We start from the raw sequence: 14444 nt of genomic DNA on the forward strand, positions 1-14444 counted from the left end.
CAATCCTTGTCATTCCGAACTCGTTTCGGAATCTCTCGTTTGCTAACGCCTGTTCGCTACGTAATCCTTGTCATGCTGAACTCGTTTCAGCATCTCGACAGTTATTTTAGAACCTGAACCAAGTTCAGGTTGACAAACTGTTCGGACATACGTTATGTAAAAACTATCCGCAATCCTTGTCATTCCTAACTCGTTTGCTAACGCCTGTTCTAAGCGCCCCTCTTTGTCATGCTGAACTCGTTTCAGCATCTCGTCAATAAACCTACTGAACTTGTTTGCTTACGCCTGTTTACCTCATCATGAGAACCTGAACCAAGTTCAGGTTGACAAACAGTGCGGACAAACACTTCAGATAAACATTACGGACAAACATTACGGACAAACGTTGTGGACAATCTACCGCTACACTTCTACATCCCCCTTCCAAAGGTTCTCCCAATTAGGATTATCCGCTTCAATCAAATTAATCTTCCACTGTCTGTGCCAATTTTTCAATTGTTTTTCACGAGCAATAGCATCATGGATGTATTGAAATTCTTCATAATACACCAACATCTTTAGCTTGTATTTCGCAGTAAACTTTGAGCCTTCACCTTTCAAATGCCGTTCCATACGATCATCTATCCCTCCCGTAACTCCTATGTACAAGGTTCCTTTTGGTTTGTTGGTTAAAATATAGACCCAATAGTTGTGGTAACTTCTTTTTGCCATATGATATCATTCCGAACTTGTCTGCTTACGCCAATTCTATGCGCCCCTCCTTGTCATGCTGAATTTATTTCAGCATCTCGTCAATAAACCTATTAAACTCGTTTGCTTACGCCTGTTCATCTCATTAAAGTCAGCATCTCTCTTTAGAACCTGAAACGAGTTCAGGTTGACAAACTGTGCGGATATACGTTATGTACAAACTGTGCGGACAATCGTTGCAAATATATGTAACGCACTAACCATACGCAATCTTTTACCTACAAAAATTATTTACTTACACCAGTTATATGCATCCTCTTTGTCATGCTGAACTCGTTTGCTTACGCCTGTTCGCTATGCTCGAGCCAGCATCTCGTCAATAAACCTATTAAACTCGTTTGCTTACCCCTATTCTATGCGCCCCTCTTTGTCATGCTGAACTCGTTTCAGCATCTCGTCAATAAACCTACTGAACTCGTTTGCTTACGCCTGTTCTATTCGCTCGAGTCTGCATCCATACAAGAGAACCTGAACCAAGTTCAGGTTGACAAACTGTGCGGACAAACGTTATGTACAAACTATACGCAATCCTTGTCATGCTGAACTCGTTTGCTTTCGCCTGTTCGCTACGCTCGAGTCAGCATCTCGTCAATAAACCTATTAAACTCGTTTGCTTACGCCTGTTCTATTCGCTCGAGTCAGCATACATACAAGAGAACCTGACCCGAGCTTGCGAACGGACGAAGTAACCAAGTTCAGGTGGACAAACTGTGCGGACATACGTTATGTACAAACTATACGCCCCTCTTTGACCTACTGAATTCATTTAACTACGTTGAATCTTCGATTTCAGCATCTAATCTGTTTACCTCATCATGAGAACCAGCACGTCGTTTACTAATATTCAATCTCAGCTAATTTCTTAACGCTTATAGAATTAGGAAGTATGGTTTTAAAGTCTTTTGTTTTATACATCACTTCAAGAGAACCACCGGTTGCCATGGCTTCTTCTTTTTGATACCCCATCACCGTTACACTATACGTTCCATCTTCATGTGGTTCTATAATAGCACCTGAACGAGCGGCTAAAAAGGCATACGTTTTGAATTTGGCTTTTATGGCTTTTTCAAGTTTAGCCAACTCGGCTTTATTCAATTTACTCACGCCATCTCCCAAATCTTTATAAGAATTAGACTTTATTAATACATAGTTATAATGTAAACTTGCTCCGGTACCACAACTACCTTCAATGGTATAAATTGGTGCTTTATAATCGCTAATCATCGAATTACACATTCCAGAACTTGGTGCTATATACGCATGTAAACTAGCCTCAAAAGTAGAATCATTGGAACGAAACTGTTGCGCTAATACAGCAAGCCTTTCTCTTCGAGTAATGGAATCGCTTTCTGCTTTTTCATTTATCTCTTTAACCGACAATTTACGCGCATCTACAGCCGTATATTCTACCAAAAAATCACGTACAAACTGATACAATACGGGTGTAGGCAATTGTTGAAGCACACCCAATTCAAAATCTTGACTTTCCATTGTTTTTAATTGATGCAGTTGTTGAACTACATAAACATGCTCAAAAAATTCATTTTGCTCTACGGGATCTTTAATGGAAGACTCCAATTGTTGCAAGGCTTGTAACTCATACACCGAACGGTAAGCAGGTAATGTCGTAGTTTTCTTTTGCTGCGCACTTAGCGTAAACACAGCTACTAATAAGACTGAAGTAATCGTTGCTTTCATTTTTTTTATATTTGATTTTTTTATGTTTCTTTTTTATTTGTTCTTGTACACTCGTTTGCTAACGCCTGTTCTATGCGCCCCTCTTTGTCATGCTGAATTTATTTCAGCATCTCGCCTATTCACCTACTGAACTCGTTTGCTAACGCCTGTTCTATACGTAATCCTTGTCATGCTGAACTCGTTTCAGCATCTCGTCAATAAACCTACTGAATTCGTTTGCTTACCCCTATTCTATGCGCCCCTCCTTGTCATACTGAACTCGTTTGCTTTCGCCTGTTCGCTATGCTCGAGTCAGCATCCATTCACAAGAACCTGAAACGAGTTCAGGTTGACAAACATTGTGGACAAACTGTGCGGACAAACGTTGTGGACAAACGTTGCAAATATATGTTATTTACAAACTATTCCCTATTACTCCAAATAATACCACGGAATTCCCAATAAACCTTCCTTATAATCAATCATTGTTTTCTGATTTACCTGATAATTCGAATAGTCACTTGAAGGAACTCGTATACTCTCAACATCGTAATGATGTCCCCATGGCTTCACTTTAATGTAATAGTTTGTATGCTTCCCGCGACTAATGTACTTATCAATAACCGTTGTTTCATACACTTGAGGTTCCGAAGTATCAAAAGAACAATTCACGGCAATTACGGCACTAAAACTATACACAAAAAAGCTAAAGAAAATAGAACTATAAATCCACCATTTGTCCTTGTTGGACTGCCTAATTTTTTCATGGGTAACAAATAGAAAAATACAAATTGCTACTAAAGCGACCGACCCTGCGAGGAGGATCGACACAAAAGAATCCGTTTCATAATCAACAAGTACGCGAATTAAAATGGCCCAAGCCGGTAAATCAATAAAATCGGCCACGTCGTACTCGTTTTTTGACCCTCTATTGATTTCCACTAAACTGGCGATACTGGGTTTTGGATATGCAAATAAAAATTACAGTTTAAGTTAAGCTACATTTTTGTAAATGTTTTTTTGATTATTAAATTCTTCGATTGTTTTATAATTCAATGAACTGTGGCGTCTTTTTTTATTATACCAAATTTCGATGTATTCAAAGATTTCCAGTTCCATTTGCTTTTTAGTTATTAGTTTATTGCCATAAATTAATTCGGTCTTCAATGATTTAAAAAAGCTTTCTGCTACTGCATTATCCCAACAATTTCCTTTTCTACTCATACTTCTAATTACTCCGTAAGATTCAATTGTATTTGCAAATTTTTTGTTTGCATATTGAACTCCTCTGTCAGAATGAAAAATCAATCCTTTCTCAACGATTCTATTTTTTATAGCCATTTTCCACGCTGAGAGAGTTGTATCTTCAGTATTCATTGTGTTGCTTAAACTCCAACCAATCATTTTACGGTCGTACAAATCGATGATTGTTGTTAGATATAAAAATCCTTCTTTGGTTTGAATATAAGTGATGTCTGATACCCAAACTTTTGATGGATTAGCAACCATAAAGTTTCTATTCAACACATTTTCTACCACTAAATAATTATGCTTTGAATCGGTGGTAACTTTGAATTTCTTACTTAATTTACTTTTTAAACCAAGTTCATTCATATATTTTGCAACTGTTATTCTTGATATTTTGTAGCCCAATGTATTTAACTCAATAGTGATTCTTGGACTTCCATAGCGTTGTTTTGAGGCAAAATAAATGGTTGTTATTTGTTGTTTTATTTCGTTTTTTCTAATTGTTCTTTTAGAAAGCGTTTTGCTTTTCCATTTATAATAACTACTAGAACCAACTTCTAACACTTTACACATTTTTTCAATCGAAAATAGATATTCATGATGTTTAATGAATTTATATTTCATCGACCGCTCTTGGAAAAAATGCCGATTGCTTTTTTTAATATATCACGTTCTAGTTCTGCATCTTTTAGCTTTTTCTCAAGCTCAACAATCTTTTCTTGTTCTGGTGTTAGTTTAAGATTTCCTTTTCCAGGAAAACTGCCTTCGCCAAATTCTTCGTATTCTTTTCGCCATTTATAAAGTAAACTAACTTTTATTCCTAGTTCTCTTGCCAGTTCTGAAATATTATCTCTTTCATTACTTAATTGAACTGCTTTTGTCTTAAAAGCTGGATCATAGATTTTTCTTTCTCGTTTCATATGTTAAAAATAAGATTTTATTCTTAACTCATACTGGAAGCTAAATTAGTATATCCAGTTCAGTGTAATGGAAACAATACCTTTAACGTTAATTTTATTGATAATTCTATTTTCTATGATCCGGTGACCAATAAACAACTGCGTTTTTACTACAAACCGACTAGTGCAAGTTCTTTTATTGGACCAATTGCCTACAACCCGAGTTTGAGCGTATTTGAAATGAATAACCTGGCCGCTGGTAACTACACTTTTAAATTAGAAATAGAAGGCACTTTAAGCGGAACACCAACGTATGTGTGCACCAAACAATTCAATGTGAATTTACAAGGTATTAGTCCTGCAATTGCCATTGTGGTGAATGGAGGTGCTCCAATATTTTGTCATGATAATCCTGTAAGATTCAACTTATCATTCCCTTTATCTACAAGCTCTTCAGTGATTTGGGATTTTGGCGACAATTCATCAAATACAAATACTACCGTTGATAAAGTCTTCAACACCCCAAATCAAAATTATACCGTAACTTGTACTATTACCAATGCTTTGGGATGTAGTAAGGTGTTAACAACAACGGTATTCATTCCAAAAGCCTGTTTCTCGGGTACTTTAGTAGCCAATCCGGCCAATGCAACTGTATGTGAAGGTCAAGGAGTAACACTTAGTTACCAAGCGGGCAGCAACGAATGTGCCATCAGTCAATATATATGGATGAAAGGCAATACGCCAATACCGGGGGCGACCAATCCTACATTGACCGTTTATGATACTGGATTCTATTGGCTAAAAATTAATACTATTAATGGATGTAAATATTTTACACCTAACCAAATCAAACCGGTATTTAATGTCCTGCCGAGTGTGAAATTTACAGGAGAGACGAGTTTTTGTGCCAACAGCAACATCAAACTAAGCATCAGTTCAAATGCCTTGGTGCAATGGGCGGTGGACGGAACAACCTATCCGCAGTTTGCAAATTTATATGAAGCTGACTTTACAGGTTTACTTGGCGTAGGATCCCATACCGTGAGCGTAACTGCCACTTCATTCCAAGGTTGTTCGGCTACGTTTACCCAAAACATAGTGGTAGAAGAGGCCGTTCAAAGCATTGCTTTTGATGTTCAAATCCATTGCAACCCTTATGAAGTTACCATTAAAGCCTTGCCTTCTAACGGGACTAACATCTTCTACAATTGGAGTACAGGCGCTACGGGGCAAACTATCGTTGTTCCAAATGGAGGGCCTTTTGAAGTTACCGCAACTGTGGGAGGCTGCAGCACAACTGCGCAAATCGTAGTTCCTAAGAGTCCGGAAGATTACATTTGGATTTTCCCTACGGGTTGTTACCAAGATTGTACGACCGAAGCCAATTATTTAATTGGACCTAATGTATCCTTAAACCAGTGGAGTTGGAATCAAGACGGATCGTCTGTCGCTTCAGGAGGACCTGGATTGGCTGATCCTTTCCCGCTTGTTAAAGATGGTACATACACCCTGACTATTGATACGGGTAGTTGTTCTTTAGAATCGGATCCCTTGGTGTATTCAACAACCAATTGCGACAAATGTAAATGGGAACGTGTTGATATAGAAAAAATTCATGTTCAAGAAGGACCGTATTGTGCCTATACAGCAACATTCAACGTTTCAAGTAATTATACCGTACCGATTCAGGCTACATTGAGTGATACTTTTAACAATGTGATTATTATTCCGTCTACCTTTACTATAGTTCCCGGAACGACCAATACATTTACAATAACCATCATTCCACAAAGTCCGTTTGTCAGTGGCACTACATTTTGGAACTTACAAGCAACTGTGCCTTACAAAGAGGGCTTCATAGATTGTATCAATGAATTTGAAGTATTCATTCCGGAATGTGGAGATAATACCAACAGTAAAGTGAGTCCACTTAAAACATTTGCTCAATCAGAAAAGAATACGGTTGAATTAAATCTATATCCGAATCCTACACATGATGTGGTAACTTTTACGTATTCTGTACCAAATCCTTCATGTCAATTAGAAATTTACGATTTATCTGGACGAATAATTGATAGAAAAACCTTATCTTCGTCTCAAGGGCAACTTGCACTTAGCACCCAGCATTACCCAAGTGGGTTATACCTGGTGGTAGTTAAAGAGGGCAATCAGCTTCTATGGCAACAGAAATTAATTAAAAACTAATATCTAAAGAGGCAGGCAGCTGCCTGCCTCTTTTATTTAATACAACATCCTATGAAACAACTTTTACTTTTTTTAGGCAGTTTAAGTTTTGGTCTAACCACTACAGCCCAGTGCTACCAAAACCTACAATTTGGAGGTGAGCATACTATAGGTGAAAGTAGCAACGGTACTTTATGGGGTTGGGGATTTGGTTCCTATTCCCAATTAGGTACCACCAATGAAACGGAACCCTTACCTGTGCAAGTGAGTACCGCTACTGATTGGAACCGCTACTACTTAAGTGCTACAACCACTTTTGCTATAAAAGACAACGGCACCTTGTGGGGCTGTGGTAGTAATTACAAAGGGGTATTGGGCCTTAATACCTCCACACAAACCTTTAGTACTTTTCAACCCATCACTGCTGCCACCAATTGGCTGAAGATTTCACCTACCCAATATTATACCCTTGCTTTAAAAACCGACGGTACCCTTTGGGGATGGGGCATGAACAACTACTACCAACTGGGCTTTGCCCCAGCCATAGAACAACAAATGACTCCCGTACAAATTGGAACCGATACTGATTGGGTAGACCTTTCCAGTGGAACCAGTGGAACCAATTTTGCCATAAAAGCAGACGGCACCATTTGGGGATGGGGTTCAAATTTACATAATCAATTACACTTTGGTTCTGATGTAACGTATTATACTACACCCACACTTGTCAACAGCCAAACCGATTGGGTTAAAATCAGTTCAGGAGGATTACACATCTTAGCACAAAAAAGTGATGGCACCCTGTGGTCCTGGGGATCAGGTGCCCCTATGGGAATAGGTACCAGCATCCCCACTACTACTACCGCCCAACAAATCAGCACCGATACGTGGAAGTATTTCACAACTGGGGTCAATACCTCCTTTGGAATCAAAAGCGACGGCACCCTTTGGGGCTGGGGGCTCAATAATAACGGGCAAGTCGGTGATGGTACCACCATTGATCGCTATTATCCCGTACAACTCGGCTCGGCTACCAATTGGGATACCGTGCAAGCCCGAGATTATCAAACATTCATGGCTACTAAAACAGACGGAACCGTATGGTATTGGGGTTCCAATTACTACGGTGAATTTGGCAATGGTATGGATTATGATACCACCTTTTTTTTAACTCCCCAACTCACTCCTGGCGTTTGTGCTGTGCCCTTAACTACACAAGGGTTTAATAAGATAACCGCCTTAGACCTCTACCCGAATCCAGCAAAACAAACTGTAACCATTGCTTACGACTTAAACGAACAACCCACCGACTTAATTATATACGACCTCTTTGGTAGAACCGTTTACCAACGTAACGTACACGGACTAATAGGAAACAGAGAAATACCTTTAGAACAGCTTCAAGAAGGAATATACCTAGTAACTGTACAAAACAAAAGCAAAATAATAATTCAAGAAAAATTGATAAAACAATAAGGGATTTGAGGATTTGAGGATTTGAAGATTTGAAGATTTGAAGATTTGAATTTGGAATTTGGAAGGTAGAATTTAGAAGATAGAAATTAGAAATTAGAATGTTGAACTTGAAACCAACAACCATCAACCAACAACCAACATATGAAACAACTTTTACTTTTTTTAGGCAGTTTAAGTTTTGGTCTAACCACTACAGCCCAGTGCTACCAAAACCTACAATTTGGAGGTACTCACACTATTGGAGAAAGTAGCAACGGTACTTTATGGGGCTGGGGTGTTAGTTTTTGGGAACAATTAGGCACCACCAATGAATCAGAGCCCTTACCTGTACAAGTGAATACCGCTACCGATTGGAACCGATTCTACCTAGGAGCCAAAACTACTTTTGCTATTAAAGACAACGGCACCTTGTGGGGGTGCGGCAGTAATTACAAAGGGGTATTAGGCCTTAATACTACCACACAAACCTTTAGTACCTTTCAACCCATCACTGCTGCCACCAATTGGCTGAAAATTTCACCTGCCCAACTTTATACGCTTGCTTTAAAAACCGACGGTACCCTTTGGGGATGGGGCATGAACAATTACTACCAATTGGGCTTTGCCCCGGCCATAGAACAACAAATGACTCCTGTGCAAATTGGAACCGATACCGATTGGGTAGAGCTTTCCAGTGGAACCAGTGGAACCAATTTTGCCATAAAAGCAGACGGTACCATTTGGGGATGGGGTTCAAATTTACATAGTCAACTGTATCCCGGATCAAGTGTAACGTATTACACTACACCCACACTTGTTAACAGTCAAACCGATTGGGTGAAAATCAGTTCAGGAGGATTACACATCTTGGCGCAAAAAAGTGATGGCACTCTGTGGTCTTGGGGAGAAGGTGCCCCTATGGGAATAGGTACCAGCATCCCCACTACTACTACTGCCCAACAAATCAGCCCCGATACGTGGAAGTATTTTACTACTGGGTTGAATACCTCCTTTGGTATTAAAAGCGACGGCACCCTATGGGGCTGGGGGCTCAATTACAACGGGCAAGTTGGTGATGGAACCACCATTGATCGCTATTATCCCGTACAACTAGGCTCGGCTACCAATTGGGATACCGTTCAAGCTGGAGAATTTGAAACATTCATGGCTACTAAAACAGACGGAACCGTGTGGTACTGGGGGATAAACTATTATGGTGAATTTGGCAATGGAATGGATTATGATGCTACCTATTATTTAACTCCGCAACTCACTCCTGGCGTTTGTGCTGTGCCCTTAACCACACAAGGGTTTAATAAGATAACCGCCTTAGACCTTTACCCTAACCCGGCAAAACAAACCGTAACCATTGCTTACGACTTAAACGAACAACCCACCGACTTAATCGTTTACGACCTCTTTGGTAGAACCGTTTACCAACGTAACGTACACGGACTAATAGGAAACAGAGAAATACCTTTAGAACAGCTTCAAGAAGGAATATACCTAGTAACCATACAAAACAAAAGCAAAATAATAATTCAAGAAAAATTGATAAAACAATAAGGGATTTGAGGATTTGAGGATTTGAAGATTTGAAGATTTGAAGATTTGAATTTGGAATTTGGAAGGTAGAATTTAGAAGATAGAAATTAGAAATTAGAAATTAGAAATTAGAATGTTGAACTTGAAACCAACAACCATCAACCATCAACCAACAACCAACAACCAACATATGAAACAACTTTTACTTTTTTTAGGCAGTTTAAGTTTTGGTCTAACCACCACTGCACAATGTTACCAAAACCTACAATTTGGAGGTGGACATACTATAGGCGAAAGTAGCAACGGCACCTTATGGGGTTGGGGATATGGAGGATATGGAGAATTAGGTACCACCAATGATACAGAACCTTTACCTGTGCAAGTGAGTACCGCTACCGATTGGAACCGCTTCTACCTAGGAGGCAAAACTACTTTTGCTATTAAAGACAACGGCACTTTGTGGGGCTGTGGTAGCAATTACAAAGGAATTTTAGGTCTTAATACCTCCACACAAACCTTTAGTACTTTTCAACCCATCACTGCCGCAACCAATTGGTTAAAAATTTCACCTACCCAATATTATACCCTTGCTTTAAAAACCGATGGGACCCTTTGGGGATGGGGCATGAACAATTACTACCAATTGGGCTTTGCCCCAGCCATAGAACAACAAATGACTCCTGTACAAATTGGAACCGATACCGATTGGGTAGACCTTTCTAGTGGAACCAGTGGAACCAATTTTGCCATCAAAGCAGACGGAACCATTTGGGGTTGGGGTTCAAATTTACATAATCTATTACACTTTGGTTCTGATGTAACGTATTATACTACACCTACACTTGTTAACAGTCAAACCGATTGGGTGAAAATCAGTTCGGGGGGTACCCAAATTTTAGCACAAAAAAGTGATGGCACCCTATGGTCCTGGGGAGCAGGACCGGCAATGGGAATTGGTACCAGCATCCCCACTACTACTACCGCCCAACAAATCAGCACCGATACGTGGAAGTATTTCACTACTGGGGTCAATACCTCTTTTGGAATCAAAAGCGACGGCACCCTATGGGGCTGGGGACGCAATTACAACGGGCAAGTTGGTGATGGAACCACCATTGATCGCTATTATCCCGTACAACTCGGCTCGGCTACCAATTGGGACACCGTACAAGCGCGTGATTTTCAAACATTCATGGCTACTAAAACAGACGGAACCGTGTGGTACTGGGGGATAAACTATTATGGTGAGTTTGGCAATGGAATGGATTATGATGCTACCTATTATTTAACTCCGCAACTCACTCCAGGCGTTTGTGCTGTGCCCTTAACCACACAAGGGTTTAATAAAATAACCGCCTTAGACCTCTACCCTAACCCGGCAAAACAAACCGTAACCATTGCTTACGATTTAAACGAACAACCCACCGACTTAATCGTTTACGACCTCTTTGGTAGAACCGTTTACCAACGTAACGTACACGGACTCACCGGAAACAGAGAAATACCTTTAGAACAGCTTCAAGAAGGAATATACCTAGTAACCATACAAAACAAAAGCAAAATAATAATTCAAGAAAAATTGATAAAACAATAAGGGATTTGAGGATTTGAAATTAGAAGTTAGAAACTGAAACCTGGCTTTTGGTTGTTGGTTGTTGGTTGGTGGTTGATGGTTTCTTAATTTAGAATTTAGAAGGCAGAATTTAGAATTTAGAATTTAGAAGTAGAATTTAGAAATTAGAATTTTGAAAGATAGAAAGATTGAAAAATTGAAAAATTGAATGTTAAACTTGAAACCTGACTTTTGGTTGTTGGTTGTTGGTTGTTGGTTGGTGGTTGATGGTTTCTTAATTTAGAATTTAGAAGTAGAATTTAGAAGGTAGAATGTTGCATGTTAAACTTTAAACTTGAAACCTGAAATCAGAAGTTTGAATGTTGAACTTGAAACTTGAATACTGGTTGGTGGTAGTTTTAGTAAGCAGCTTTCAGCTAAATCTTGAACATCAATATTTACATTATCTGGTAGATAAGTCCATCCTTTTAATGTAGATTGAAAATCAATTATTTCTTCAAATGTTAAACACGATTTAGAATTTCAATTTTCTCCCATTCAGGTTCTTTTATTTCAATTCTATTTTTAATATTGATGCTTTTTGTTGAGTCTCCTTTAATTGAATCATTTTAGTTTAAAAGATAGTTCTCATCTGTTTTTTTGTAACAAGTTTAAACAAAAATGATAATTGAAATTTAAAGCAAATTATTTTTCATTATTTTCTATTTTCTTATTGTTATTTGTCACACAAAAGTGACACACAACGTATTTATTTATGTTTGAAAGTAGTGTAATCGCTCTAATTTGAGTGCATATACGCTATTTTGTTGTTTTTCAAATATAAATACATTATTTCGATAACACTATTCATACATTTAAAAAATCTGGACAATAATAGAAAATTACTTTCTCTGTGTATTTAAAAGTAGAGGGTAAAAGTTGTTTTTAGTCCTTTGTTAACAGTAAAATTTTCCGTATATTCAAAAGTGTCATATTTGTTCTCCTACATGTGATGCAAAAAAAAACAAATACTTAGGTGGTTAAACAAAAAACCCTTTAAATACAAAGATTTAAAGGGTTTTGATTCAATTTGCTTTCCAGCTGGCGGAGGAAGAGGGATTCGAACCCCCGGACCTGTTACAGTCAACAGTTTTCAAGACTGCCGCATTCGACCACTCTGCCATTCCTCCAATATCGTTGCGATATTAAATAAGTCGTTCAATAAGTAAATTTTGCGGAGAAAGAGGGAATTGTAACTCTTCTCTTATGCGTTGATATATAAGGATTATATACTTTTTTCCTTTTTTAGGGTCTCGCTTTTGCTCCTCTATTTTGACTAGCAAATTTTCGAAATCTTACGAGTGCAAATATAATCAAATAAAACTTACATACAAGTATAATTTAAAAAAAGATGTTCAATTATTGAACATCTTTTTTCTTATCATAATTTTTCAACCCATTTTCCGATTTCAGTAAGCAAATCATTAAAATCAGGTTGACCTTTATAATATAATTTTTTCGTTTTTTTATAGCGTTCTATGAATCGTTCCCTAAGTTCAGGGTTACTGAGTAAAAAAGCTTCATTTTCAGCAATAGGTATTTCATAGTCTTTGAGAGGAAAACGATTTGCTTTGTGTGTTTGATATTCTTCTTTACCAATAAATGCTTTTACCGCATCATTTTTTAACAAGCTATAGACATCATAGTATTGGCGCATCAAATTTTGTCTTTCTGTATTATCCTCTTGTTCTTGTCTGAACTTGGTTGCAATAGTCTGTAATTTTTCAACAAAAGTATAGCCAATGTGATAACAAGCAATATCTACAGCCCTATTATCAATTATATCTACTTTTTGTTGTATTGCTTTTTCATACGCCCAAGATGATATTGTTTTTGGATTGTTGGGTGTTACAGTGTCAAATCCAACTTCCAATAATATTCCTTCTTTAGCTCCATCAACGGGTTCTGTCAAAGTTTCATAATGCAACCGTATACCGCCACTACGGTATTGTCTTTTATCATCAAATTCTTCATCTCTTATTATAGATATGATTCCATCTACTTTTATTTCTTTTGCCAACCCATCGTAAAAGTCTTTCCTTTTTTGAATATTTTTAGGCTTATTGTTGTTTGGATTTTCATTTATTTCCATTTCAACAGGTGGCTTAATATGGATGTCTATGTCTTCGGAAAAACGGTGTATGATCCCATGTCCTTTGGATAATGAAGTCCCTCCTTTAAGTTCAAATTGAAACCCTTGTTTTTTTAGACCGTATAAAACATGCATAATCCAATAGTCTTTTTCAACAAGACCAGGCTCAATACTTAATCCTGCTCCTACAATACGAAGCAAATCACGGAAGTTTTTATGGTTATGTAAGTAATCAGGCATATTATACTGTGAAAACAGGCTCTAACATTTTTTTTGCTTTAACACTACCATATTCTTGAAGTGATTTTTTTAGTTTACGAACATCCATTGTTCTTGCTTTGGAACGCACTTTTAATACTACTTCATTAGAGTCTTCAGCCAATTGATCAAGGTTATTCAATAGGTCAACTAATAAAAATTCGGGAGTTGCTTTTAACGGGAAATGTGGTTTGACCCTAAATGAAAACATCATACCACCAAGATTAAAATCTCCATGACGTTTATGGTTATAAACCGTTTTACCATTATATAATTGAGTAGTTCCTACTCCCAATGTATTATATGCATTTAAGGAAGTTACCAAAAAACGTTTGTCTTTAAGAAAAGAGCGCACCAATACTTCTTCTTCAGGAGGTGTCTCGCCAAAGACAGTTACTTCAGGATAATAGTATAACCCTTGAGACAGTTTTTGTAAAGTGCCTTCCTGTACTAACTCATCCAAGTGACGGTCAACGGATTTTGACCACTTAGATAAATCAGCCCTACGGTATACTTTTCCTCTTTTTAAATGTTTTTTTAATTCCTGTAATTTATTCATAAGTACAAAGTTAGCAAATAATATTTAATTGCATATATTTTTATTGAAAATTCATGCAATATTATTTATTATAGTTCTTTTTAGACTTATTATCTTGTGGTGATATAAAATAAAAAATGATTAAGATTAGATATCTTAAATTTGAATAAGTTTTTTTTAAAA

Annotated in this window: 10 protein-coding genes and 1 tRNA gene; 4 read left to right on the plus strand and 7 right to left on the minus strand. The window is 37.7% G+C overall.

Annotated elements, in window-relative coordinates; genetic code table 11:
- Positions 1 to 402: 402 nt before the first annotated feature.
- From KQS_RS07955 to KQS_RS07970, 4 genes are all read right to left on the minus strand, one after another.
- Complete coding sequence (locus KQS_RS07955) at positions 403 to 711, minus strand: GIY-YIG nuclease family protein (RefSeq protein WP_014388673.1); 309 nt, start codon at positions 709 to 711, stop codon at positions 403 to 405.
- 876 nt (positions 712 to 1587) lie between these two features.
- Positions 1588 to 2448, minus strand: coding sequence for a hypothetical protein (locus tag KQS_RS07960; RefSeq protein WP_014388675.1), 861 nt, complete (start codon positions 2446 to 2448; stop codon positions 1588 to 1590).
- A 411-nt stretch (positions 2449 to 2859) separates the two neighbouring features.
- Positions 2860 to 3369 (minus strand): hypothetical protein, encoded by a 510-nt coding sequence (locus tag KQS_RS07965; protein ID WP_041252052.1) that lies wholly within the window; start codon positions 3367 to 3369, stop codon positions 2860 to 2862.
- 51 nt (positions 3370 to 3420) lie between these two features.
- Positions 3421 to 4595 (minus strand): IS3 family transposase gene (locus tag KQS_RS07970; RefSeq protein WP_242400756.1). Its coding sequence is split into 2 segments (ribosomal slippage): positions 3421 to 4328 and positions 4328 to 4595, totalling 1176 coding nucleotides; the frame shifts between segments, so codons are not numbered across the junction.
- A 219-nt stretch (positions 4596 to 4814) separates the two neighbouring features.
- Here KQS_RS07970 and KQS_RS07980 point away from each other — a divergent pair.
- The 4 genes from KQS_RS07980 to KQS_RS07995 all read left to right on the plus strand — a co-directional run bounded on the left by KQS_RS07980 (position 4815) and on the right by KQS_RS07995 (position 11355).
- The gene (locus tag KQS_RS07980; RefSeq protein WP_041252053.1) at positions 4815 to 6782 is read left to right on the plus strand and encodes a T9SS type A sorting domain-containing protein; all 1968 of its coding nucleotides are present in this window, start codon (positions 4815 to 4817) and stop codon (positions 6780 to 6782) included.
- A 51-nt stretch (positions 6783 to 6833) separates the two neighbouring features.
- On the plus strand, positions 6834 to 8237 hold the full coding sequence (locus KQS_RS07985; RefSeq protein ID WP_014388676.1) for a T9SS type A sorting domain-containing protein: 1404 nt from the start codon (positions 6834 to 6836) through the stop codon (positions 8235 to 8237).
- Between the two features lie 141 nt (positions 8238 to 8378).
- Positions 8379 to 9782 carry a T9SS type A sorting domain-containing protein gene (locus tag KQS_RS07990; RefSeq protein ID WP_014388677.1) on the plus strand — a complete coding sequence of 468 codons (1404 nt, stop codon included), beginning with the start codon at positions 8379 to 8381 and terminating at the stop codon, positions 9780 to 9782.
- A gap of 169 nt (positions 9783 to 9951) precedes the next feature.
- A complete protein-coding gene (locus KQS_RS07995) occupies positions 9952 to 11355 on the plus strand; it encodes a T9SS type A sorting domain-containing protein (protein ID WP_014388678.1) in 1404 nt (467 codons plus the stop codon).
- 1060 nt (positions 11356 to 12415) lie between these two features.
- On the opposite strand, the gene KQS_RS08000 is transcribed toward KQS_RS07995, so the two are convergent.
- From KQS_RS08000 to KQS_RS08010, 3 genes are all read right to left on the minus strand, one after another.
- Positions 12416 to 12503, minus strand: a tRNA-Ser gene (locus tag KQS_RS08000).
- A gap of 251 nt (positions 12504 to 12754) precedes the next feature.
- Positions 12755 to 13705 carry a nucleotidyl transferase AbiEii/AbiGii toxin family protein gene (locus KQS_RS08005; RefSeq protein ID WP_014388679.1) on the minus strand — a complete coding sequence of 317 codons (951 nt, stop codon included), beginning with the start codon at positions 13703 to 13705 and terminating at the stop codon, positions 12755 to 12757.
- Position 13706: 1 nt separating this feature from the next.
- Complete coding sequence (locus KQS_RS08010) at positions 13707 to 14282, minus strand: DUF6088 family protein (RefSeq protein ID WP_014388680.1); 576 nt, start codon at positions 14280 to 14282, stop codon at positions 13707 to 13709.
- Positions 14283 to 14444 lie beyond the last annotated feature (162 nt).

The organism is Flavobacterium indicum GPTSA100-9 = DSM 17447, from assembly GCF_000455605.1.
Taxonomy (GTDB): domain Bacteria; phylum Bacteroidota; class Bacteroidia; order Flavobacteriales; family Flavobacteriaceae; genus Flavobacterium; species Flavobacterium indicum.